Genomic DNA, 21872 nt, shown 5'->3' with positions numbered 1-21872 from the left:
TGGACTACTACCTAGTAGTACGGGTCTTTTCGCAGTGCGAGCGAGAGCCGCCTTGCAAGTGGATCGCCAAGCTTTACCCACACACGATACGCCCATGCCTTGAGCGGAATATCAAACGCTCCGACATAATCGGTCACTTCAGAGTGGAAGGATCGCTTGAACTTGCCAACTCCGTGAAGCTCATGCGTCGGATCGTCGAGGCGATCGCTCGGGGGCGTTCCGCACAGGTCATGCACGGTCGCACCGACCTCATTCGCCCAGCGCATCACTTCCCACTGCAGCAGGTGCGAGACACCGTACGCCTGCTTGTCGCGCACTGAGGCACCCTCTTTGTATCCGCTCTTTGTGCCGAGGTGGATCGCGAATGCCGCAGCGAGGAGCCGCCCATCGCGCTCAGCGAAGAACATCTGCCCGTTCCCGCGCTTCGTGAATTCCTTCCAGAAGGTGCGGAAGTACCCGTATGGTCGAAGTACGAAGCGGCCGCCACCGGCGGTCTCCTGCAGCAGCTCGAAGAATCGTTCACAGTTCGCGTCGGTCGCCTCGACCCGAGTCACTTCAATGCCCTCGCGCTTGCCGCGGTTAATCGCATTTCGGGCTTTCTTCCCGAAACGTGCGAACACCTCATCCTCGGTACCGCTCACATCTACCAGCACGGTCGATTCGTTCGGGATACGCCGAATCGTTGGAATATATCCCGCGTCGAGGAAAGCCTGCCGGGTCTCAGTGCCGAGCCGAGGTTCGATTTTCACCACGAAGACGCCCTGTCGCCGTGCAAAGTCTGCGATCGCCGCACTCGCCTCAAGGGTGGCCTCAAGATCTTCGGCCTCGGGGCCGGCCATGACCATCCACCATTCGCCAAGCACTGGTACCCGCTTCGCGAGCACGCCTGCCACAAGTGGGGAACGACCGTCTCGCTCGAGCACCAATCGGCGCACCCGATACTTGCTAAACCGCTTGGTTTCGAGGTGAGCATTCGCTGCCCAGATTTCTCCCCCGTGCGGGTTCGCGAGCTGCAGAGCGTCCCAGTGAGCCGCCTCATCGGGGGTCGCGAAGCGAACCGATACCCCCACTTACACCACCACGACGACGGGAACGATCATCGACTTGCGGCGAAGCTTCGTGCCGACCCAGCGCCCGATGGTGCGCCGCACGACCTGCTGCAGCGCGTGCTGGTCTGTCACGCCGTCTTTCATCGCGCGCTCAAGCGCCTCAGCGATTTGCGGCTTGATCTTGTCAAAAACGTGGTCGGCTTCAGCAACACCCTTCGCGTGAATCTCGGGCCCGGACACGATCTGCCCGAGACTCGTCTCAACGACCGTGATCACCGAAATGAAGCCTTCTTCGGCAAGCGTGCGGCGATCGCGAAGGTCATCATCGGTCACCTTGCCTACGGTCTTGCCGTCAACGTAGATGAAGTCGATCTCGAGCTGACCGACCTCGCGCGCAACCCCGTCGACAAGGTCAACAACCGTACCGTTCTCGGCAATAATCGTGCGGTTCTGTGGCACACCCGTCTCAATGGCGACCCCGGCGTTCGCAATCAGGTGGCGATATTCGCCGTGGATCGGCATGACGTTCTTTGGCCGAACGATGTTGTAGCAGTACATGAGTTCACCGGCTGAGGCGTGGCCCGAAACGTGGACGTTTGCATTGCCCTTGTGCACGACATTCGCGCCAAGCTTCATGAGGCCGTTAATGATGCGGTAGACAGAGTTCTCGTTACCTGGGATCAGGCTCGACGCGAGAATCACCGTGTCTCCGTCGCCAACCTCGACCTGATGCTCTTTGTTCACCATGCGGCTGAGCACTGCCATAGGTTCGCCCTGCGAGCCGGTCGACATGTACACAATGCGGTGATCTGGAATATCGCCGCTCTTCTTCAGGTCAACGAGCACGCCCTCTGGAACATCGAGATACCCGAGGTCGGCAGCAATCTTCATGTTGCGAACCATTGAGCGCCCGAGCAGCACCACGCGGCGCCCATTCTTCTGGGCTGCGTCAAGCACCTGCTGCACACGGTGCACGTGACTCGAGAAGCTCGCAACGACAACTTTGCCGCGTGACTTCTCAATGACACGCTCGAGCACCGGCCCAATATTCTTCTCAAGCGCTGTGAAACCCGGCACCTCGGCGTTCGTTGAATCTGTCATGAACAGATCCACACCCTCTTCGCCCAGGCGAGCGAACGCGCGAAGATCGGTGATACGCCCGTCGAGCGGCAGCTGATCCATCTTGAAGTCACCGGTGCCAATGACAAGACCTGCGTCGGTGCGGATCGCAACAGCGAGCGCGTCAGGGATCGAGTGATTCACCGCGATGTACTCAAGATCGAACGGCCCGAACGTATGCCGGTCCCCCTCTGCCACGATATGGGTCTTCGGGCGAATACGGTGCTCTTTAAGCTTCGCTTCAACGAACGCAAGTGTGAGTTTCGAGCCGATCAGCGGAATGTCTTCGCGGCGCTTCAGCAGGTACGGCACGCCGCCAATGTGGTCTTCGTGACCGTGAGTAAGTACCACTGCGACGATGTCTTGCAGTCGATCTTCAATTTGAGAGATATCGGGGAGGATCAGGTCGACCCCCGGTTGGTGCTCCTCTGGAAACAGCACACCACAATCAACCACTAGCAACTTGCCGTCAATTTCGTAGACGGTCATGTTGCGGCCAACCTCACCGAGGCCGCCGAGTGGCGTGATGCGAAGGGTGCCCTGCTTCAGCTTGGGCGGAGCGTATGGGTGGTTGGGCACGTGGCCTCCTGTTATTAGCGGGTTGTGCCTGCAATCTTTGGCAGCGCACCGCCGGCAGCCGCATTGCGGTCCGGCCTGAAGTCTGAGAAGTCGACACCCGGCACGTCCTTCACAAGCGCGAGCTCATCCTCGATGAGAGCGGCCTCCCACTCTTCGGGGCCCACCAAGGGAAGTCGAACACGCGGGCTCGAAATACGGCCGAGTCCGTGAAGAATGTATTTCGCAGCCACGGTGCCAGGAACATGCGTCATCGTTGCGCGCACTAGCGGCTCAAGCTTTTGATGTGCGTCACGCGCAGTGTGCAAGTCGCCAGCATTCACCGCATCAGCGATGACCCGATACGGTGCCGCAGTGATATTTGCCGTCACGCTAATCATGCCTGTCGCACCAATCGCGAGGTGTGGCAGCACATTCGCGTCATCACCCGAGAAATACATGAGATCGGTTTGGTTAAGCACTCGGCTCACCTCACTGAAATCACCCTTCGCGTCTTTTACCGCGAGAATGTTCGGATGTTTCGCGAGACGCAGCAGCGTCTCGTACTTAATCGGCACGCCGGTACGACCGGGAATGTCATACAGGATCACCGGAAGATCTGTCGCGTCAGCGACCATGCGGAAGTGCGTGAGCAGCCCTGCTTGGGTGGGCTTGTTGTAGTACGGCGTCACGATCATCACACCGTCGGCTCCAGCCTTCTCGCTGGCCTTGTACAGCTCAATGGCGTGCGCGGTCTCGTTCGAGCCACCACCGGTAATGACCTTCGCTCGTCCCGATGACACCGCCTTTGTGACCTCGACGAGCTTAATCTTCTCGGGGTCGGTGAGGGTCGAGGTTTCACCGGTCGTGCCGGTCACCACGATGCCGTCTGCACCACTTGTGATGCACTGCTCGATGAGTTGTTCTGTTGCAGCCCAGTCGACCTCGCCCTCGGAATCGAAGGGGGTCACGAGTGCAACAAGCACCTGTCCGAAAGGATTCTCTACGTTTGCCACTTCACTAGGTTACCGGATGCAATGCTGATGCGTTGCGGAGGTAGCGCTCGAAGCTGTATTTCAGCCCATTCGCGGCAACAAGTGGCAGCCCGGGATCGGCGAGTTCCCACTCCGCACCAATGGTCGGCGCAAACGTATCTGCGTCTGGCACGTCTAAGCCGATGCGAGTCACCACGAGTTCGTCTGCGAGCGGCATTGCAGCCCGATAGAGCTGGCCGCCACCCATGATCCACACAATTGAGACATCGCTGTCGACGCTCGCTAAGGCGGCTTCGAGCGACGTCACTGATCGGGCACCTGCTGCCACAAACTCGCTGTCTCGTGAAACTACGATGTTCTCGCGGCCAGGAAGCGGCCGAAACCGCTCTGGCAGTGACTCCCAGGTGCGGCGCCCCATTATCACCGGCGATCCGCTCGTTACCTCGCGAAAGTGCGCCAGGTCTTCTGGCAGGTGCCAGGGCATCTCACCATCTCGGCCGATAGCACCGTCGCGCGCCTCGGCCCACACCATTCCGACGCGCATCGCTAGACCGCCACGGGCGCTTTGATACCGGGGTGGTGCTCGTAGCCCACGACCTCAAAGTCGTCGTACGAATAGTCGAGGATCGACGCTGCCTTCGCGATCTCAATTCGGGGGTACGGAAATGCGTCTCGAGAAAGCTGCTTCTGCACCTGCTCAACGTGGTTGTCATAGATGTGGCAGTCCCCGCCGGTCCACACAAACTCGCCCGGTTCGAGCCCGGTTTGCTGCGCGACCATCAGGGTGAGCAGCGCGTACGACGCAATATTGAACGGAACACCCAAGAACATGTCGGCGGATCGCTGATACAGCTGGCACGAAAGCTTGCCATCGGCAACGTAGAACTGGAAGAACGCGTGGCACGGCGCGAGGGCCATGCTCGGTATATCTGCCACGTTCCACGCCGACACGATGAGCCGTCGTGAGTCCGGATCACTCCGAATCTGATCCACCACCTGGGAGATCTGGTCGATGTGCTCGCCCGACGGGGTCGGCCAGGAGCGCCACTGCACCCCGTACACAGGCCCAAGGTCACCGTTTTCATCGGCCCATTCGTCCCAAATCGTGACGCCGTTCTCACGCAGGAACTCGATATTGCTCTCGCCGCGCAAAAACCAAAGCAGCTCGATTGCTACCGACTTGAAGTGCACGCGCTTCGTCGTGATCAGCGGAAACGACTCGGCAAGGTCGAAGCGAATCTGCTTGCCGAACAGGCTTCTCGTACCCGTTCCGGTGCGATCTGACTTCGGCGTGCCATGCTCGAGAATCTCTCGCAGCAGGTCCTCGTACGGGGTGTGGATCGCCTGAGCACTCATGCGCTCAAGCCTACCCGCTAACCTTCGAGACCGTCGTCGAATACCTCAAGTACCTGGGTGTCATTCGTGGCATCGGCCTTGCCCAAGATCTTGCCCTTAAAGAAGTCAGGCGAGAAGCGCGACTGAATAAACATCAGCAGCACACCAATGCCGAGCACGACAACGCCGATGACACCGACGAGACCGAGTCCGGCGATGGAACTACCCGAGCCGAACGCCGGATCCATGCTGTCGTACGTGGTCTGCACGAACACGACGAGGAGCAGCACGCCACCGATACCGGGGAGCACGACCTTGGAGATCAGCGATCCCGCGCCCTCCTTCAGCCCGATCTTGCGGAAGTACCAGGTGCTCGCGAGCGCCGTGATGCCGTAGTAGAAACAGACCATCATGCCAAGCGCGGTAATTGTGTCCCAAAGCACGTCTTCGCTGATGAAACGCATGATCGCGTAAAACACCGACGCCACAACCGACGACCACAGCAGAGCCACGTACGGTGACTTGTGTTTCGGGTGAATCTTCTTGATCGACTTCGGGAGCGCGCCATAGTGAGACATCGCGAGCAGGGTACGTGCCGGCGAAATTGCGGTCGAGTTGATCGATGCCATTGCAGAGACGAGAATCGCGAGCGACAGCAGAATAGCGGCGGGCCCCATTACCGGGTGCGCGAGTGCAGCGAAGACGTTCTCCGCAATATCTGAGTTACCGAGACCTGTCGGGCCGTGACCAATGCCCGCGTACGCAACAGTAGCCGCCGCGGTGCCAACGTACATGACGAGCAAGATCACAACGAGAATCATCGCGGCCTTGCTTTCGGTCGACATGCGACCCTTTGACTTCTTCGTTTCCTCACCCATGGTGAGCACCGTGTCCCAGCCCCAGTACACGAAGATCGAAACGGCGATACCCGCGGCAAACGCGCTAAAGCTCGATACCTCAAGTGGGTTGAACCACGAGAGCTCGGGCATCGACCCCTCAGTGTTCGCAGGGTCGGCGGCGCCAATGAACATCGCGACGATAAACCAGAAGAGCACTCCGACCTGGAAGATCACGGTGATGTACTGGAAGATCTTCGTCGAGGTCATACCGCGATAGGAGATAAACGTTGCGATCGCCATGAAGCACAGACACACGAGGATGTTGATATAGCGGTTGTCGGCGATATCTGCGATCGCCGGGTTGTCGGCCATGATCGCGATCGATTGGAAGAGAAACTCGACCGCGATTCCCGCGAGGTTCGAGAGAACGAGCACGGTTGCGGCGATGAGTCCCCAACCAGCCATCCAGCCAATCCACGGGCCGAATGCTCGCGATGCCCAGGTGAAAGATGTGCCAGAGTCGGGCATTGCGGAGTTGAGCGCCCGGTATCCGATCGCTACGAGCAGCATCGGGATAAACCCGACAAGAAAGATCGCAGGAGTTTGGAATCCGACCTCGCTCGCAGCGGGGCCAACCGCTGAGGTCAGTGTGTATGCGGGAGCACAAACGGAGAGCCCGATCACCAGTGCGCCGACGACGCCGACTGTGCCGGATTCTAGACCCTTCTTGCTAATGCCCGATACCGAATCGAGTGTGCGGGTTGCCGGATCCGCACTCGCAAGGTCGTACTTACTCATCGAAAATTCACCGTTCTTTTGCAGTGATGCAGCCTGAACGCCCCTTGTGAGGGAGCCGCAATAACGTCGATGATTCTACGCCGGGTCAGCGCATATGCACTAATTCTGCGGTGAACTCCCACGAATTTCGTTGCGATTATTGCTAATTGCTTGCCGAATCGCACTTCTTGCGCGCTTTCGATCGCCCGCAGCGTCGTATACGAGCCCCAAACGCATCCACGCTTTCCAACTCTCGGGCGCGGCCTCTGCCGCTTCGCGATACCGCGGAAACGCAGCGTCAGCCTCGTCGCGCACGGTGCGCCGAGTGGTGGTTTCAGAGACGAGTTCTTCAGGAAGCAGCGCTTCATCTGCGAGCTGGTCGGTGAGCTTCGTTGCCTGGTATCCGAAGACAATCTCGCGCAGCAGCGCCCACACCCCGATGAGCGGCAAGACAATCAGTGCGACGCCCATAACTATCGCGATGACCTCGGTGGATCGCAGCAGCGCAATCGCCCGCACGCCAGCAAATACGAAATAGAGCACCAACAAGATGCTCATGGTGACGACGCCCGCGATGGCGCGTGCCCGAGCGCTCACTCGCTGCGCCCTATGCCGAGCACCGAGTCAAGGCCCACGGTCACGCCGCGGGCCTCACGCACCGCTTCGAGCGCGGCACGGATACCAGCAACGTACGCATCGTTCGAGTGCGTGTCATGCACAAGGCACAGCACCTCGCCCGGCCCGCCAAAACGAACCTCTTGCTTCGCAACCACGCCCGTGAGGCGCAAGCTATGTACTGGAATGCCAGCTACGAGTTCACCCCGCGCTCGTTGCTCAGTGAAAGGCGCCAGCAGTGGCTCAGAATTTGCGGCCTCGCGCGCCTCGGCCATAAGTTCCGCGGTTCTCACGGCCGTGCCAGACGGTGAGTCAATCTTCTTCGGATGGTGAGCCTCGATGACCTCAATGCTCGCGAAATACGGCGCCGCGATTTGCGCAAGCGCCGTGCCGAGGACTGACCCCAGCGAGAAATTCGGCACAACGATCGCCCCCTGGTCCGCAAACTGCGACATGGTTTGCTCGAGCCCGGCGATGCGCTCTGCAGACCACCCGCTCGTACCAATGAGCACCTGTTGACCACGACCGAGCGCCCGCTCGACAATCTCTTGCGACACCTCAGGCGAGGTCACATCGACAAGAATGTCGGCTTCTGCGCCCTCATCAGCTCCGCTCTTGCTGGTGAGCTTGGCCACGAGTTCAAAATCTGGATGCGATTCAACTACCTCACACACCAGCGAACCGAGTCTTCCCGACGCTCCCGCAACCGCGACACTAGAAACCATGACTCGATTCTAGTGGGGCCGCTCGTGTGCGACCGTGAGAATGCGGCCGCTGAGGTAGCCTCGAACTATGACTGCAGCTCGGCCGCTTGAGGCTCCACTCCGCACAATCGAAGAGATCAAGACCTACCTTGCGGAATCACCCCAGCCGATCTTTTACCTCAGCCGCAGCGCCACAAACCTCTTGGGCGTCGAACGCGTTGCCAAAGGATTTCGTTTCATCACGCTGAGCGATAGTTGGGACGGGCGGCATCCTCGTGCGTTCACCCCCACGAATATTCCGAAGCTCGAACCGCGTGGCAACGTGAGCGTCGCCAACTGGTTGCTGCAAAACGATCAGGTGCAGCGCTATATCGCAGAGCACACACCTACCGGGTACACCCCACAGATCGTCATTGCGATGTTTGACGAGAAGACCGAGCAGCTGTGTTCCGAGCTCGGGTACGAACTCATCATGCCCACTGTTGCGCTTCGCAAGCGCCTCGACTCGAAGATCGTCACCACCGAGCTTGGCAATGAGGCTGGCACGCCGAGCGTTCCCAACATCCTTACGCAAATCAGCAGCTGGGACGACCTGCGCGCCCAGGCTGAGGCGGCGGGTCTCGGTGACCGTTTGGTGATCCAACTCCCCTACGGTGACTCGGGCCGCACGACCTATTTCGTGTCGTCTCGTGCCGACTTTGACAAGGTTGAATCTGAGATCACCGGACAAGGCGCGAGCGCACCGCAAATCAAGGTGATGCGCTACATCAATCACCAGCCCCTCGCCTCGGAAGCAATCATCACGAGCGCTGGCACCGTTGTCGGGCCAGTGCTTCGCGAGAACACCGGCCACCCAGAACTCACCCGCTATAAGGGTGGGTGGTCTGGTAGCGAGATGTACCCGTCGCTCGTCTCAGCAGAAATCCGCGCAAAGGTCATGGAGGTCGTCCAGAAGTTTTGCGCCAGGCTTTCGCAAGAGGGGTACCGCGGCATTCTCGAGGTGAGCACACTGCTCGACACCGATACGGGCGACGTCTACCTCGGTGAACTCAATCCGCGAATCAGTGGATCGTCCTCCCACTCAAACCTTCAGGGCCTCATTGGTGCGCCTGGCCGACCCGTTCCACACCCGGCGCTGCCACTCTTTGCGTTTCACCTACTCGAATACGCCGGGGTGCCTCTCGAACTTGATCTCGATGCGATTCACGCGGAGGCAGCTGCTGCCCTCGACGGGCAGACCTGGTCGACGCTCGTGATGCAGCATCAGCGAGACACTACAGAATGGCTCACCGAAGCCCCGCAAACCGGTCGGTATCGCGTCGGCGACGATGGATCGCTCGAGTTCGTTTCACCCGACCTTGACTGGCAGACCATTGAAGAACCAAACGAAGCCTTCTGGTTTCGGAGTGTTGGTGTTGGTGAGGTCGCTTCGCGGGGGCTCGACCTCGGCATGCTCATCACACGCCGCAGATCACAAGAACAACACTACGCGCTCACCGAGCACACGAAACGCCTCATCCCCGCACTCCTCGGTAAGTACCGCGGCAAGAAGATGTCAACGTTCGAGCGCTACATGCGAGCCGGGATTCGCCGCCTGCGCGGCGAATAGCGCGCTGCACCCGCGAGGGGCTATTGCTCGGGGATTACGGCCTTCGCGACATCGCCAACAGCGACGACCGTGAGCGGTGATTCCGCAAGCATCGAAGCGACCGAGGTGATCTCCTCAGCAGTGACCGCTTCGAACCGCTCGAGCGAAGCGTCGAGATCGTAAAGCTCCCCCGTACCCAGTTCTGCTCTCGCGAGACGCCCCATTCGTGTGTCCGAGTCTTCGAGCGCGAGCGCCGAGGAGCCCGCGATTTGCCCGAGCGAACGCTCGAACTCCTCTTCGGTAATGCCATCAGCTGCCATGCGAGCGAGCTCATTCTTGCTCACCTCGAGCACGGCCGCCGTCTTCTCGGGAGCGCTGCCTGCATAGATTCCGAAGAGTCCGGCGTCAGTGTAGCTCGCACCGAACGAGTATGCGGTGTATGCCAGACCGCGCTTCTCGCGAATCTCTTGGAAGAGACGACTCGACATGCCCCCGCCTAGCACCGAATTCATAATGCCGAAGGCGAAGCGGCGAGGGTCTCCGGTAGGCAACCCATTCGTGCCGAGCAGGAGGTTGATCTGCTCGCTCGGCCGATCCACCTTCACGACCCGCTGGGAAGAACACACAGGAACCGCGTTCTCGACAACTTCGGCAGTCGCGCGGCGCACGGGAACACGAGACACATTGGTGCGCCACCGCTCTTCATGCGAGGCATCAAGCGCAGCCAGTGCGAGCGCGACCAAGCGGTCATGATCCACTGCACCAGCCGCCGTAATTACCAGAGTCGACGGGTCGTACCGGTGGTGGTAATGCCGATCCACATCGTCGCGATTCGCAGCGAGGATCGTCTCAGCGTTGCCACCGATCGGCCTGCCCAGTGGGTGGTCACCGAAAACCTCTTCGAAGAAGCGCTCGTTCGCGACGTCTGCGAGGTCATCTGCAGCCATCGCGAGCTCCTCGAGAATAACGCCTCGTTCGGTCTCAAACTCGTTCGTGTCGAGCACCGAGTTGGTCACCATGTCGGCGAGCGACGTAACTGCCTGTTCGAAGTCGGCGTCACGCACCTTCGCGTAATAGCAGGTGTACTCCTTTGCGGTGAGCGCGTTGTGCTCGGCACCGATGCGATCGAAGCCGGTCGCAATCTCATACGCGTCGCGCGTCGGTGTGCCCTTGAACAGCAGGTGCTCGAGAAAGTGCGTGGATCCCAGGCTGCCAGGCGCATCGCTGCGCTCTGCCTGCTCGTCGCGCGAGCCCACGCCCACCCAAAAACCGATGCTCACGGACCGCGATGCGGGCATGCGCTCAGTGAGCACCCTCAGGCCGCTCGGGTGCACCGTACGCCGCACGTCACCGCCGCTGAGATCGACAGCGAGTTCGGGCAGGTCGAGTGGGAGCAGGATTGGATCACGCATCCCTCCAGCCTAGCGCTCTCGGTGGGTCGCTCCCCTGCGAGGTCGAAACGGCAAGTCAGTGGATCGAGCCCAGAGCACGAAACCCCCGCCGCCGATTAGGGCGACAGGGGTTTGCGCGTGAACCGCCGTGCGAATTACTCGGCAGCTGCCTCTGCTGGAACCTCAGCCTCAGCCGACTCCTCGGCCTTTTCTTCGAGCACAGGTTCGAGCGAGAGCTTGCCGCGGTCGTCGACCTTGGTGATCTTCACAAGGATCTTCTGACCGACGGAGAGCACTTCGTCGACCGAGTCGATGCGCTTACCGCCGACGAGCTTGCGCACCTCAGAGATGTGCAGCAGCCCGTCCTTGCCAGGGAGCAGCGAAACGAACGCACCGAACGCTGCGTTCTTCACAACCGTACCGAGGTACTGTTCGCCCACCTCAGGGTTCGTCGGGTTCGCAATAGCGTTCACCTGAACGCGCGCGGCCTCTGCAGAGGGCCCGTCAACCGCACCAATGTAGACCGTGCCATCGTCGTCAATCGAGATGTCGGCGCCGGTCTCATCTTGAATACCGTTAATGGTCTTGCCCTTTGGCCCAATGAGCTCACCGATCTTGTCGACCGGAATCTGCACACTGATCACGCGAGGTGCGGTGGGTGCCATCTCATCTGGGCTGTCGATCGCCTGGTCAATAACCTCGAGGATCGCGGTACGCGCCTCTTTCGCCTGCGACAGTGCGCCTGCGAGAACGTCGGAGGGGATTCCGTCGAGCTTGGTATCGAGCTGCAGTGCAGTCACGAACTCCGAGGTACCTGCGACCTTGAAGTCCATGTCGCCGAGCGCGTCTTCTGCACCGAGGATGTCGGTGAGCGTTGCGTAACGCGTCTCACCGTTCACCGTGTCAGAGACAAGGCCCATAGCGATGCCAGCAACCGGTGCGCGCAGTGGCACACCAGCGTTGAGCAGCGACAGTGTCGATGCGCAGACAGAACCCATCGAGGTCGAACCGTTCGAACCGAGAGCCTCGGATACCTGGCGGATCGCGTACGGGAACTCCTCGCGACTTGGCAGAACTGGCACAAGCGCGCGCTCGGCAAGGAAGCCGTGACCGATCTCGCGGCGCTTCGGGCTTCCCACGCGGCCGGTCTCACCGGTCGAGTATGGAGGGAAGTTGTAGTGGTGCATGTAGCGCTTCGAAGTCGTGGGCGACAGCGAGTCGATCTGCTGCTCCATCTTGAGCATGTTCAGTGTTGAGACACCGAGAATCTGGGTCTCGCCACGCTGGAAGATGGCCGAACCGTGCACGCGAGGAATAACCTGAACCTCTGCGTCAAGCGCACGAATGTCACGCAAACCGCGACCGTCGATGCGTGCGCCCTCGGTAAGAATGCGACCGCGAACGATCTTCTTGGTGACCGACTTGTACGCTGCAGATACCTGAGCGTCGGCTTCTGCCGGAAGTTCTCCAGCTTCAACCTTTGCGGCGATTGCCTCCTTGACGCGTGCCTTCAATGCGTCATCTGCGTCCTGGCGCTCCTGCTTGTCGGCAATCTGGTAGATCGACGAAAGCTCGGACTCTGCAAGCGCCTCAACTGCTGCGTACACCTCGTCAGCGTATGGGAGGAATACTGGGTACTCCTGCACCTCCTTAGCCGACTGTGCAGCGAGCTGCTCCTGAGCCTTAACGAGCTGGGTGAGGAACGGCTTAGCGGCCTCGAGACCCTGCGCAACAATTGCCTCGTCTGGCTTCGTTGCACCGGCCTTGATGAGGTCCCATGAGACCTCAGTTGCTTCTGCCTCAACCATCATGATGGCGACGTCTTCTGAGCCATCAGCGTTCGTGATGACGCGACCAGCAACCATGAGGTCAAAGACTGCCTCGGTAAGCTGCTCAGCGGTCGGGAACGCGACCCACTGGTCGCCGATCAGCGCGAGACGAACGCCCGCAATTGGACCGGAGAACGGAAGGCCCGAGATCTGGGTTGACATCGATGCAGCGTTGATTGCGAGGGCATCGTAGAACTCGCCCGGAGCGATCGACAGCACAGTGACAACGATCTGCACCTCGTTGCGCAGGCCGTCAACGAATGACGGGCGCAGCGGGCGGTCGATGAGGCGGCACACGAGGATTGCCTCGGTCGAGGGGCGGCCTTCGCGGCGGAAGAACGAACCGGGAATCTTGCCGGCTGCGTATGAACGTTCTTCGACGTCGACGGTCAGCGGGAAGAAGTCGAAGTGATCTTTTGGCTGCTTTGACGCGCTCGTTGCCGAGAGCAGCATGGTCTCTTCGTCGAGGTATGCAGCAACTGCACCCTGAGACTGCTGAGCGAGGCGGCCTGCCTCGAAACGGATCGTACGCTTGCCGAACTTACCATTGTCGAGTACGGCCTCGGCGAACTTGATTTCAGGACCCTCCACGGGATCTCCTTATCTGACATGAGCACGCGGTGGGCAGCGCGCGTCGCAAGAGCGAGTGCGTCGTGCGGTCGCGGTTGCTGATGTTCAGTAGAAGACCACCCTGCAATGAGGGGAACCCACCACCGAAGACCAGCCCACCGACCGGCGTGCTCGGTTCTTCATTGACGCAGACAAATGTCTACCTGACCAGGGTATCACCGACCCCACTCTTTGCGCCTGTACTTGTCAAGACACAGCAATAGGGCCGCCCGCTAAATTCTTGCGGGCGGCCCTATTGCGCTAGGTTCGTTTTTCGAACTTAGGCGTCGACCTGGATCGCGTGCACCTCTTCAGCGTCGATCACTTCGCGAAGCTGCACAACCAACTCGTCTGAGACAGGCGAGTCCACGGTGAGCACTGAGAGCGCTGTGCCCTTCTTCTCATCACGCGCGATTTGGAGGTTGGCGATGTTTACCCCGGCCTCTCCAAGCAAAGCACCGTATGCCGCGACGATTCCTGGGCGGTCAACGTAGCTAAAGATGAGCAGGTTCTCGGTAAGCGGCAACTCGACGTCGAAGCCGTTCACGCCGACGAGCTTCTCGATCTGCTTGGGGCCCGTAAGCGTGCCCGAAACGGAGAGCTGGGTTCCGTCTGTCAGCGATCCACGAATTGTGATGACATTGCGGAAGCTCTCAGCGAGTGAGTCTGCCGAGAATCGCACCTCGACATCACGCTGCTCAGCAAGGAGCGGTGCGTTCACATACGAGACCGGATCGCTCACAATCTTAGAGAAGATGCCCTTCAGTGCCGCAAGGCGAAGTGCTTCAACTTTGTGCTCGGCAAGCTCACCGTGCACCTCGATATCGATCGATGCGAGCGCACCGGTTGCGAGGCCCGCGAATACCTGACCGAGCTTCTCGGTGAGCGGCAGCCCGGGACGCACGTACTCGTCGATTCCCGCGCCAGCAACGTTCACCGCATCGGGCACGAGGTCGCCAGAAAGCGCCAGGCGTACCGACTTGGCAACTGCCACACCAGCTTTCTCCTGCGCCTCATCGGTGGATGCTCCGAGGTGCGGCGTGACGTTCACGTTCGGCAGGCCAACAAGAGACGTGTCCTTCGGCGGCTCCTGCACGAACGTATCCAGTGCGGCACCAGCGATCTCGCCTTCCGCGAGCGCTGCGGCGAGCGCGGCTTCGTCAATGAGGCCACCGCGAGCTACGTTCAGCACATACGCGGTCTTCTTCATCGCCTTCAGCTGCTCCGCGCCAATCATGCCGAGGGTTTCTGGCGTGCGTGGCATGTGGATCGTCAGGAAGTCGGCCCGCTCCACGAGTTCTTCGAGCGTCACGAGTTGCACGCCAAGCTGCTGAGCTCGGGCCGCCGTGACGTAGGGGTCGTATGCGATGAGTTCAACGCCAAAGCCGCGTAGGCGCTCAGAAACGAGTGCACCGATACGACCGAGGCCGACAATTCCGATGGTCTTCTCATACAGCTCGACACCGGTGAATGACGAGCGCTTCCACTCCCCTGCGAGAGTGAGCCGTGGGCACGCTGGAGGTGGCGAGCAAGACCGAGAATGTGAGCAACAGTGAGCTCTGCGGCACTGATGATGTTCGAGGTCGGCGCGTTCACGACCATAACGCCAGCCTGCGTGGCGGCTTTGATATCAACGTTGTCGAGCCCGACGCCCGCGCGTGCGATGACCTTGAGCTTCGGCGCCCAGGTCAGTGCTTCTGCGTCGACCTGTGTGGCCGAGCGCACGAGCACTGCGTCAGCAGACTGCAGCGCGTCGCGAAGCGCGTCACGGTCGGTACCGTCGACGTTGCGAACTTCAAAGTCGGGGCCGAGCGCGGCGATTGTGGCGGGTGAGAGTTCTTCGGCGATCAGCACGACCGGCTTTGTCACAAGTGGATCCTTCTCTGCAGAGGCGTCTCGGTGGCTGCGTAGACACGCAGATCCCCAGTTTACAGCGCCCCGTATGGCTCCGTGCGCGTGTTACGAAATAAGGTGCATGATTTCGAGGTGGATCGCCGCCGTCACACACAGCCCGGCCGCAATCATGAGGAGTCGAACCCCCGCGCCTCGCCCCCGCGCGAGCAGAAGCGCAACACCGAGCGCAATTGCCGGTATTGCGATCGCGACGCCAAGCAGCACCCATGGGAAAGGGCCAAGGACCGCTCCGAGATAGGTCGACATACCCATAAGGTTTCCGATTGCCGCGACCGTGGCGTATCCGTAAAGCCCGACAAGGAGCACCCCCACTACCCAGGCGATGATGCGCCCCGCCCTCACAGTGCTGCTCCGCTCGAGAACACCATCGGGAGCGGGAACGTCACGATGAGGCCGATAAGCAGTGCGACAGTGAGCTTTCGCTGGTCATTTCTCACAGTGGCAAGCGCACAGATGAACCACAGTATGGGTGCGAGCGGTGCGATCCAGAAGACAATCTGCTGCAGAACGCCACCTATCGATCCGCTGCCAGCAGCCACTGCCGCGTTCACGACCGAGTAGTACTGGGCCCAGCTCATCCAGATCCACGCATAGAGCAGTGAGATACCGCCGACAATGCCGAGCATCACAACCGTGAGATTGCTCATCTGCCCAGATTTCTCGGTCGGCTCCTCGGTCGAAGTCAGCTCAGCGGCCTCGTCAGCGACGATCTCAATGGGTGGATCGACAGTGGGTTGCTGCTCCGCGTCAGGGCCTCGCCCCTCCACTGTCCAACCGCTGTGGGTCGCGCTCTCACGCTCGTCTCCAGTACCACTCCGCATGGCGTCAATGTTACCGACCCGCAGGTCTGCCCACCTGGGAGCAAAGCTTCTTCTGCGTCGCTAGTGCCCCGTGTCGTTGCACATGGATACACTGAGTCTCGATCGCTCACGTTGACAAAGGAACACCAATGGCTGAAACCGCAGAGTCGCAAAACGCATCTTGGACGCCGACTGCGACCGCAAAGTCACAGGCAACCCGATTTCGGTGGATCGCCGCCGTGCTCTGGGCGATCGCGATCGCACTCGAGGCCGTTTCAATTTTCTGGCTGTTGCGTCAGCGTGAAGTCCAGGGCGCAGACGGCACACTGGTGCGAAACCCCGATACCGGGTTACTCGAGGAGCAGGGTGCCACCGCAACGTTCCCCCAGTGGGCATTTATCACGCTGATCGTCGCGTTGGTAGTTATTGCCGCGCTCTCAATCACAGGTTCGCTCCTGTGGAAGAAGGCCAATCGCCTCGACCCTGCGCGTCAATCTGACACCGTTCGATTCTTCGTACAGAACCAACTCGGCGCCATAATCGCCATCATCGCGTTCCTCCCCCTCATCATCCTGGTGTTCTTGAACAAAGATATGAGCGGCAAGCAGAAGGGAATTGCGGGCACCATCGGCATCGTTCTCGCGCTCGCGGCCACCGCGGTCGGCATCGATTTCAATCCTGCTTCCGTCGAGAAGTACACCGCTGACCAATCAACGGTGATCCAGCTCTTGGGCGAAGACCGAGTCGTATGGGTCGACGGCGGCGCCGTCTACCACGTGTGTGAAGAGGTCTCAGATATTCAAACCGGCAGTGAGAAGCGCATCGGCACGACCGCGGAGGCCGTCGAGGCAGGCAAGTCTCGACTGACGCTGAAGTTCGCGAGCGAACTCAATAAGTGTGGTCTCGCGGTGCCAGAGAATGCCGATGAGATCGAGACTGCACTGAGAGAAATTCAAGGTGGATCGACGACCACCACCCTCCCCGCACCGGTCTGGGCAAGCCCAGCCGACTCACCAATCGCGATCGAGGACGCACCGGCTGCATAGCGGGCCGGGAGCACCGCATGAATTCCGATCACCTGTGGAGCGAACACGACGGTGCCAGCCTGCTCATAGCGCCGGGCCCCGGCTCACACAAGTATTCGCGCGGTGTCCTCGGGCTCCGCACCGGCTCGGCAGCGTACCCCGGGGCGGCGGTGCTCGGCGCAGAGTCGGCCTGGCACACAGGCATTGGGTCGGTTCGGTTCATTTCACAGCTTGACGACGGCGATCCGCCATTCGGTCTGCCGACCCCCGCTGCGGCCGTGCTCGCTTCTCGGCCAGAGACGGTGTTCTCATCTGATACCGCCGCAGACCGTAACAAGTGCGATGCCTGGGTTATCGGCAGCGGCACCGATTCGGCTGCACGAAGCTTCGCCGAGACGACTGCGCTCACCGAGATTCTCGGCGCAGACTCGCCCGTCGTTGTCGATGCCGGCGCGCTCGACATGCTCACTTCGGCCTCGGTCAAAGCTCCCGTGATCCTCACCCCTCACTTCGGCGAGTTTCAGTACTTGCTTACGGCATCTGGGCTCGACAGCATAGACGGCAGCGACCATGACGCACGCGTCACGGCAGCGCGAGCTCTCGCGGGCCGTCTCGGTGCCACCGTTCTTCTGAAGGGCTCACGCACGCTCGCGGCGGCCCCGAGCGGTGAGTGGTACGAGTACGGCCCTGCGACTCCGTGGCTCGCGACCGCAGGCACTGGCGACGTGCTCGCTGGCGCGCTTGCTACGCTCGCCGCCACACATTCAGCACGCTCCACAGTGGATCACCACCGCCTGGCACAGCTCGGCGTCACCGCGGCGATGCTGCACGACCGAGCTGCTCGCGCAGCTTCGGCCGCGGCGGGCGTTCCGCAGGGCGGCCCGATCACCGCGCTCGCTGTAGCTCGTGCACTCTCGGGCGCCGTCGCCGAGCTACTGCCTTAGCTCTCGTTCCCAGGCAGATCACCGCGCCGCGCGAGGTTCGGATGGGTGCGGGTCCCGAGCTCATGACGCAACGCTGCGAGCGCGGCATACCAACCCGCGAGGCCGTGCACGCCCGGCCCCGGAGTTGTTGAGGCCGAACACAAATAGACCCCCGGAAGAGGCGTGCGCCACGGCTCGGCACTGAAGGTTGGCCTTCGAATCAGTTGTGCGAGGTTTGGCACACCAGCCGCGATATCTCCCCCGGGATAGTTCGGGTTGTGCTGCTCGACTTCGACCGCCGTGCGCGATGAGGTGGCGATAATTGTGTCTCTGAAACCCGGAGCGAACCGTTCAATCTGCTGAATGACAGTCTCGGCACGGTCCTCGCGTGACCCCGCCGGTACGTGGGTGTAGGTCCAGAGCGTGTGTTTGCCTGCTGGCGCGCGCGTTTCGTCAAAGACGGTCGGCTGCGATACGAGCACATAGGGACTGTCCGAACGTTTGCCGCGGGCGACCAAATTTTCAGCGGCCGCAATCTCCGCCCGCGATCCACCGAGATGCACGGTGCCTGCTTGGCGAAGTTCGTCGTTCGCCCACGGCACCGGTTCGGAAAGCGCAAAGTCAACCTTGGCTACCGCGCTGCCGTACGTGAAGCGGCCGAGCGCTCGCGCGTACCCGGCGGGCAGTTCGTGGCCAGCCATTCGCAGAAAAGCTCGCGGGGTGACGTTGAGAAGCGTGATCCGCGATGAAGGGAGGTCATCAAGGGATTGAATCTCGGCGTCGGTAACGACTGCTCCCCCATGGGCCTCGAGGTCGGCAACCATCGCATTCGCGATCGCTTGACTCCCACCGATAGGTATCGGCCAGCCCTTTGCGTGCGCGTATGCGGTGAGAGCGAGCCCTGCGCCCGCGCTGCTCAGACTCGGCAGCGGAAGAATCGTGTGTGCTGCGACTCCGGTAAGCATCGAAGGAGCTATCTCGTCTTCAAACCTCTTGTTCCAAGCCGGGGTCCCCTGCTCCAGTGTCGCAAGCCCAAATCGTGCCGCAGTGAGCGGATCAGGTGGGATCCGTAGCAGCGTGCTCCCTGTGAAATCTGCGATCTTGCTCGCCCGCTCGGCAAGCGGTCGAATGAGCGCCTCGTACGCGGCACCGTCCCGGCCCAATACTTCTCGCGTGCGGGCAAGGTCACGATAAGCAATTCCCGCGCGTCCACCATCGAGTGGGTGCGCAAACGAGATCTCCGGCACAACAAACGGCACTCGTTCCGCGAGTTCAAACTCCCGAAAGAACCGCGATTCGAACGCGAGTGGGTGTACGGCCGAGCAGACATCGTGATGGAACCCCGGAAGCGTGAGTTCGGACGTGGCCGTACCGCCACCAATATTGGAAGTGCGCTCAAACACGCGAACCGAAAGCCCCGCTCGCGCGAGCGTAACTGCCGCAGCAAGCCCATTCGGCCCAGCGCCCACTATGACTGCGTCTACGTCAACTGCACTCCCCGTCACTTCGTATCAACCTCCGGTGATTCGTCAGGCACTTTGGCATCATGAGAACTGCCCGCCGCATCTTGTGCGGTCTCCTCATCTTCTCGATGCGCGGTGGTGTCGATGTCGAGCGGATACATTCCCTCTGCGAGATATGCGAGCCGATGTAGAGTTTCCGCATTTCGTAGGTGGAGGACGAGGTCAGAAAACATGCGCGGAATTAGCGCAGCAGGTCCACGAACCGCTTCTTCCTGCATACGAACCACACACCCGCCGCTGTACGGCTTCACATCGATCGTGACACGCGCCTCGCCGAGAGGCCACCCGCGAGCAGAGAGCACGACCTGATGAGGTGGATCCCACACCACACACGTCGTGGAGTCGTTAATAAGCGCCGGCCACGTTCCTACCGAGTGGTGCAGACGAGCACCGGGCCTCGGCCAATTATTGTCTACCTCGCGCATTCGTGACGCACCCACCACCCACGATGGATACAACCAACCGTTCGATAGCACTTCGAACACGGCATCGGGAGCGCACTTGAATCTGCGAACATTTCTCGACATTGCTCCCTCGTTTCGACTCCGCGTTCGTGGCTGATGCCCCGCTACTCCTGCGTGTCATACTAGGCGCTGCTCGCAACCTCATGACGGGGGTTGACTTTCAAAGCGCAGCACCCTTAAACGCGAAGAGGACCCAGGAACAAGAGTCCTGAGTCCTCAACGCGGTAAGGCGAGGTGCCAATAACGCTTAGCGCGCTGCCGATCCCTCAACGTAATCGGCGTCCTGCTGCTGCCATGCAAAGAGCTTACGCAGTTCGCGACCGGTGGTCTCGATCGGGTGCTGCTGCTCCTTCTCGCGGAGCGAGAGGAACTCGGGTGCACCCGCATCCTGATCTTCGATGAAGCGCTTTGCGAATGCGCCGTTCTGAATGTCGGTGAGCACATCCTGCATGCGAGCCTTCACGTCTGGCGTGATGACGCGCGCGCCCGATACGTAGTCGCCGTACTCAGCGGTGTCAGAGATCGACCAGCGCTGCTTCGCAATGCCACCCTCAAACATGAGGTCGACAATGAGCTTCAGTTCGTGAAGCACCTCGAAGTATGCAATTTCGGGCTGGTAGCCAGCCTCGGTGAGCACCTCGAAGCCTGCCTGCACGAGGTGGCTCACGCCACCGCAGAGTACAGCCTGCTCGCCGAAGAGGTCGGTCTCGGTCTCCTCGGTGAAGGTGGTCTTGATAACACCGGCGCGGGTGCCACCGATTGCCTTTGCGTATGAGATCGCGGTGTCCCATGCGGTGCCCGTTGCATCAACCTCAACTGCGATGATGTCGGGAATACCGCGTCCGGCTTCGAACTCGCGGCGCACAGTGTGGCCTGGAGCCTTCGGTGCGACGAGAATTACGTCAACGCCCTCTGGAGCCTCGATGTATCCGAAGCGGATGTTGAATCCGTGCGCGAACGCGAGGGTCTTGCCCGGCTTGAGGCGGTCCTTGATCGAGTCTGCGTAGATCGAACGCTGGTGCTGATCTGGTGCAAGGATCATGATGAGATCCGCCCACTCAGTTGCGTCAGCGACATTCTTGACCTCAAAGCCTGCTTCTTCGGCCTTCTGAGTCGACTTCGAGCCATCTTTCAGCGCGATGACAACCTCAACGCCCGAATCGCGCAGGTTCATTGCATGCGCGTGTCCCTGGGAGCCGTACCCAACTACGGCTACCTTCTTGCCCTGAATGATCGACAGATCTGCATCGCTGTCGTAGTACATTTCAGCCACTGAGGTTCTCCTTATTTTGTGTGGTCTGTAAGGCGTTATGCCTTGAAAACTCGTTCGGTAATGGATTTTGATCCGCGCCCCACAGCGATGAGGCCAGACTGTGCGATCTCTTTGATGCCATAAGGCTCGAGTACCTTCAAGAAGGCATCGATCTTTCCAGTGTCGCCCGTGACCTCAATGGTGAGTGCATCGGGAACGACATCGACAACGCGAGCACGGAACAGCGAAACTGCTTCGAGCACGTGCGATCTCGTCTGGTTATCGGCGCGCACTTTGATGAGCATATGCTCGCGCTGCACCGAGCTCGTGGAATCGAGTTCGACGACTTTAATGACGTTGACGAGTTTGTTGAGCTGCTTCGTGAGCTGCTCAAGCAAGTTTTCGTCTTGGTCAACGACGACGGTAATGCGTGAAAGACCAGGCATTTCCGTCGGTCCCACCGCGAGGGATTCAATATTGAACCCGCGGCGAGCGAACAGGCCGGCGACCCGGGTGAGGAGGCCTGGCTTGTCCTCAACGAGGAGACTCAGTACATGTCGGCTCAT

19 protein-coding genes and 1 pseudogene are annotated in these 21872 nt (G+C 60.5%); 3 read left to right on the top strand and 17 right to left on the bottom strand.

Features of this window, described 5'->3' with window-relative positions:
- Positions 1-11: 11 nt before the first annotated feature.
- The 8 genes from H9L06_RS11575 to dapB all read right to left on the bottom strand — a co-directional run bounded on the left by H9L06_RS11575 (position 12) and on the right by dapB (position 8009).
- On the bottom strand, positions 12-1070 hold the full coding sequence (locus tag H9L06_RS11575; RefSeq protein ID WP_187555295.1) for a lipid II:glycine glycyltransferase FemX: 1059 nt from the start codon (positions 1068-1070) through the stop codon (positions 12-14).
- Complete coding sequence (locus H9L06_RS11570) at positions 1071-2747, bottom strand: ribonuclease J (RefSeq protein WP_187555294.1); 1677 nt, start codon at positions 2745-2747, stop codon at positions 1071-1073.
- Between the two features lie 14 nt (positions 2748-2761).
- A complete protein-coding gene (dapA, locus tag H9L06_RS11565; protein WP_187555293.1) occupies positions 2762-3739 on the bottom strand; it encodes a 4-hydroxy-tetrahydrodipicolinate synthase in 978 nt (325 codons plus the stop codon).
- 4 nt (positions 3740-3743) lie between these two features.
- Positions 3744-4262: a dihydrofolate reductase gene (locus H9L06_RS11560; RefSeq protein ID WP_187555292.1), complete on the bottom strand. Its 519-nt coding sequence runs from the start codon at positions 4260-4262 to the stop codon at positions 3744-3746.
- 2 nt (positions 4263-4264) lie between these two features.
- Positions 4265-5074: a thymidylate synthase gene (locus tag H9L06_RS11555; protein WP_187555291.1), complete on the bottom strand. Its 810-nt coding sequence runs from the start codon at positions 5072-5074 to the stop codon at positions 4265-4267.
- A gap of 17 nt (positions 5075-5091) precedes the next feature.
- Positions 5092-6690, bottom strand: coding sequence for an APC family permease (locus tag H9L06_RS11550; protein ID WP_187555290.1), 1599 nt, complete (start codon positions 6688-6690; stop codon positions 5092-5094).
- Positions 6691-6789: 99 nt separating this feature from the next.
- Positions 6790-7266, bottom strand: coding sequence for a tetratricopeptide repeat protein (locus H9L06_RS11545; protein ID WP_246454401.1), 477 nt, complete (start codon positions 7264-7266; stop codon positions 6790-6792).
- Complete coding sequence (gene dapB / locus H9L06_RS11540) at positions 7263-8009, bottom strand: 4-hydroxy-tetrahydrodipicolinate reductase (RefSeq protein ID WP_187555289.1); 747 nt, start codon at positions 8007-8009, stop codon at positions 7263-7265. The genes H9L06_RS11545 and dapB overlap by 4 nt, the downstream gene beginning before the upstream one ends.
- Before the next feature lie 67 nt (positions 8010-8076).
- On the opposite strand from dapB, the gene H9L06_RS11535 reads away from it, so the two are divergent.
- Positions 8077-9597: a biotin carboxylase gene (locus tag H9L06_RS11535; protein WP_187555288.1), complete on the top strand. Its 1521-nt coding sequence runs from the start codon at positions 8077-8079 to the stop codon at positions 9595-9597.
- Between the two features lie 20 nt (positions 9598-9617).
- Here H9L06_RS11535 and H9L06_RS11530 read toward each other — a convergent pair whose 3' ends face one another.
- The 5 genes and pseudogenes from H9L06_RS11530 to H9L06_RS11510 form a co-directional block, all read right to left on the bottom strand.
- Positions 9618-10988 (bottom strand): M16 family metallopeptidase, encoded by a 1371-nt coding sequence (locus H9L06_RS11530; protein WP_187555287.1) that lies wholly within the window; start codon positions 10986-10988, stop codon positions 9618-9620.
- 134 nt (positions 10989-11122) lie between these two features.
- Positions 11123-13387 carry a polyribonucleotide nucleotidyltransferase gene (locus H9L06_RS11525; protein ID WP_187555286.1) on the bottom strand — a complete coding sequence of 755 codons (2265 nt, stop codon included), beginning with the start codon at positions 13385-13387 and terminating at the stop codon, positions 11123-11125.
- Positions 13388-13685: 298 nt separating this feature from the next.
- A pseudogene (gene serA / locus H9L06_RS11520) lies at positions 13686-15274 on the bottom strand (phosphoglycerate dehydrogenase).
- Between the two features lie 90 nt (positions 15275-15364).
- Positions 15365-15661, bottom strand: coding sequence for a hypothetical protein (locus H9L06_RS11515; RefSeq protein ID WP_187555285.1), 297 nt, complete (start codon positions 15659-15661; stop codon positions 15365-15367).
- Positions 15658-16140: a hypothetical protein gene (locus H9L06_RS11510; protein ID WP_187555284.1), complete on the bottom strand. Its 483-nt coding sequence runs from the start codon at positions 16138-16140 to the stop codon at positions 15658-15660. The genes H9L06_RS11515 and H9L06_RS11510 overlap by 4 nt, the downstream gene beginning before the upstream one ends.
- Before the next feature lie 128 nt (positions 16141-16268).
- Between H9L06_RS11510 and H9L06_RS11505 the strand changes: the two genes are divergently transcribed.
- Together H9L06_RS11505 and H9L06_RS11500 are read left to right on the top strand one after the other, a co-directional pair.
- Entirely contained in the window at positions 16269-17165 is an 897-nt protein-coding gene (locus tag H9L06_RS11505; protein WP_187555283.1) for a hypothetical protein, read from the top strand.
- A gap of 17 nt (positions 17166-17182) precedes the next feature.
- Positions 17183-18088 carry an ADP-dependent NAD(P)H-hydrate dehydratase gene (locus H9L06_RS11500; protein WP_187555282.1) on the top strand — a complete coding sequence of 302 codons (906 nt, stop codon included), beginning with the start codon at positions 17183-17185 and terminating at the stop codon, positions 18086-18088.
- On the opposite strand, the gene H9L06_RS11495 is transcribed toward H9L06_RS11500, so the two are convergent.
- The 4 genes from H9L06_RS11495 to ilvN all read right to left on the bottom strand — a co-directional run bounded on the left by H9L06_RS11495 (position 18085) and on the right by ilvN (position 21872).
- Positions 18085-19572: a phytoene desaturase family protein gene (locus tag H9L06_RS11495; protein ID WP_187555281.1), complete on the bottom strand. Its 1488-nt coding sequence runs from the start codon at positions 19570-19572 to the stop codon at positions 18085-18087. The two genes, H9L06_RS11500 and H9L06_RS11495, sit on opposite strands and share 4 nt — an antisense overlap.
- Entirely contained in the window at positions 19569-20117 is a 549-nt protein-coding gene (locus H9L06_RS11490; RefSeq protein WP_246454400.1) for an SRPBCC family protein, read from the bottom strand. The genes H9L06_RS11495 and H9L06_RS11490 overlap by 4 nt, the downstream gene beginning before the upstream one ends.
- A gap of 184 nt (positions 20118-20301) precedes the next feature.
- Positions 20302-21318, bottom strand: a complete 1017-nt coding sequence (gene ilvC, locus H9L06_RS11485) for a ketol-acid reductoisomerase (RefSeq protein WP_382336683.1) — start codon at positions 21316-21318, stop codon at positions 20302-20304.
- Positions 21319-21362: 44 nt separating this feature from the next.
- Positions 21363-21872 carry an acetolactate synthase small subunit gene (gene ilvN / locus H9L06_RS11480; protein ID WP_187555279.1) on the bottom strand — a complete coding sequence of 170 codons (510 nt, stop codon included), beginning with the start codon at positions 21870-21872 and terminating at the stop codon, positions 21363-21365.

It is taken from the genome of Leucobacter denitrificans (assembly GCF_014396385.1).
GTDB lineage: Bacteria > Actinomycetota > Actinomycetes > Actinomycetales > Microbacteriaceae > Leucobacter > Leucobacter denitrificans.
Note: the sequence above shows the minus strand (reverse complement) of the source record. Positions and strands in the feature narration are given on the sequence as shown.

Excerpts from the sequence above, each read along its gene's own strand:
- H9L06_RS11535 (WP_187555288.1), top strand. The coding sequence starts at position 8,077 with ATGACTGCAGCTCGGCCGCTTGAGGCTCCACTCCGCACAATCGAAGAG.
- H9L06_RS11490 (WP_246454400.1), bottom strand. The coding sequence starts at position 20,117 with ATGTCGAGAAATGTTCGCAGATTCAAGTGCGCTCCCGATGCCGTGTTC.
- H9L06_RS11500 (WP_187555282.1), top strand. The coding sequence starts at position 17,183 with ATGAATTCCGATCACCTGTGGAGCGAACACGACGGTGCCAGCCTGCTC.
- H9L06_RS11555 (WP_187555291.1), bottom strand. The coding sequence starts at position 5,074 with ATGAGTGCTCAGGCGATCCACACCCCGTACGAGGACCTGCTGCGAGAG.
- ilvN (WP_187555279.1), bottom strand. The coding sequence starts at position 21,872 with ATGAGCCGACATGTACTGAGTCTCCTCGTTGAGGACAAGCCAGGCCTC.
- H9L06_RS11530 (WP_187555287.1), bottom strand. The coding sequence starts at position 10,988 with ATGCGTGATCCAATCCTGCTCCCACTCGACCTGCCCGAACTCGCTGTC.
- H9L06_RS11550 (WP_187555290.1), bottom strand. The coding sequence starts at position 6,690 with ATGAGTAAGTACGACCTTGCGAGTGCGGATCCGGCAACCCGCACACTC.
- dapB (WP_187555289.1), bottom strand. The coding sequence starts at position 8,009 with ATGGTTTCTAGTGTCGCGGTTGCGGGAGCGTCGGGAAGACTCGGTTCG.
- H9L06_RS11510 (WP_187555284.1), bottom strand. The coding sequence starts at position 16,140 with ATGCGGAGTGGTACTGGAGACGAGCGTGAGAGCGCGACCCACAGCGGT.
- H9L06_RS11505 (WP_187555283.1), top strand. The coding sequence starts at position 16,269 with ATGGCTGAAACCGCAGAGTCGCAAAACGCATCTTGGACGCCGACTGCG.
- ilvC (WP_382336683.1), bottom strand. The coding sequence starts at position 21,318 with ATGTACTACGACAGCGATGCAGATCTGTCGATCATTCAGGGCAAGAAG.
- H9L06_RS11560 (WP_187555292.1), bottom strand. The coding sequence starts at position 4,262 with ATGCGCGTCGGAATGGTGTGGGCCGAGGCGCGCGACGGTGCTATCGGC.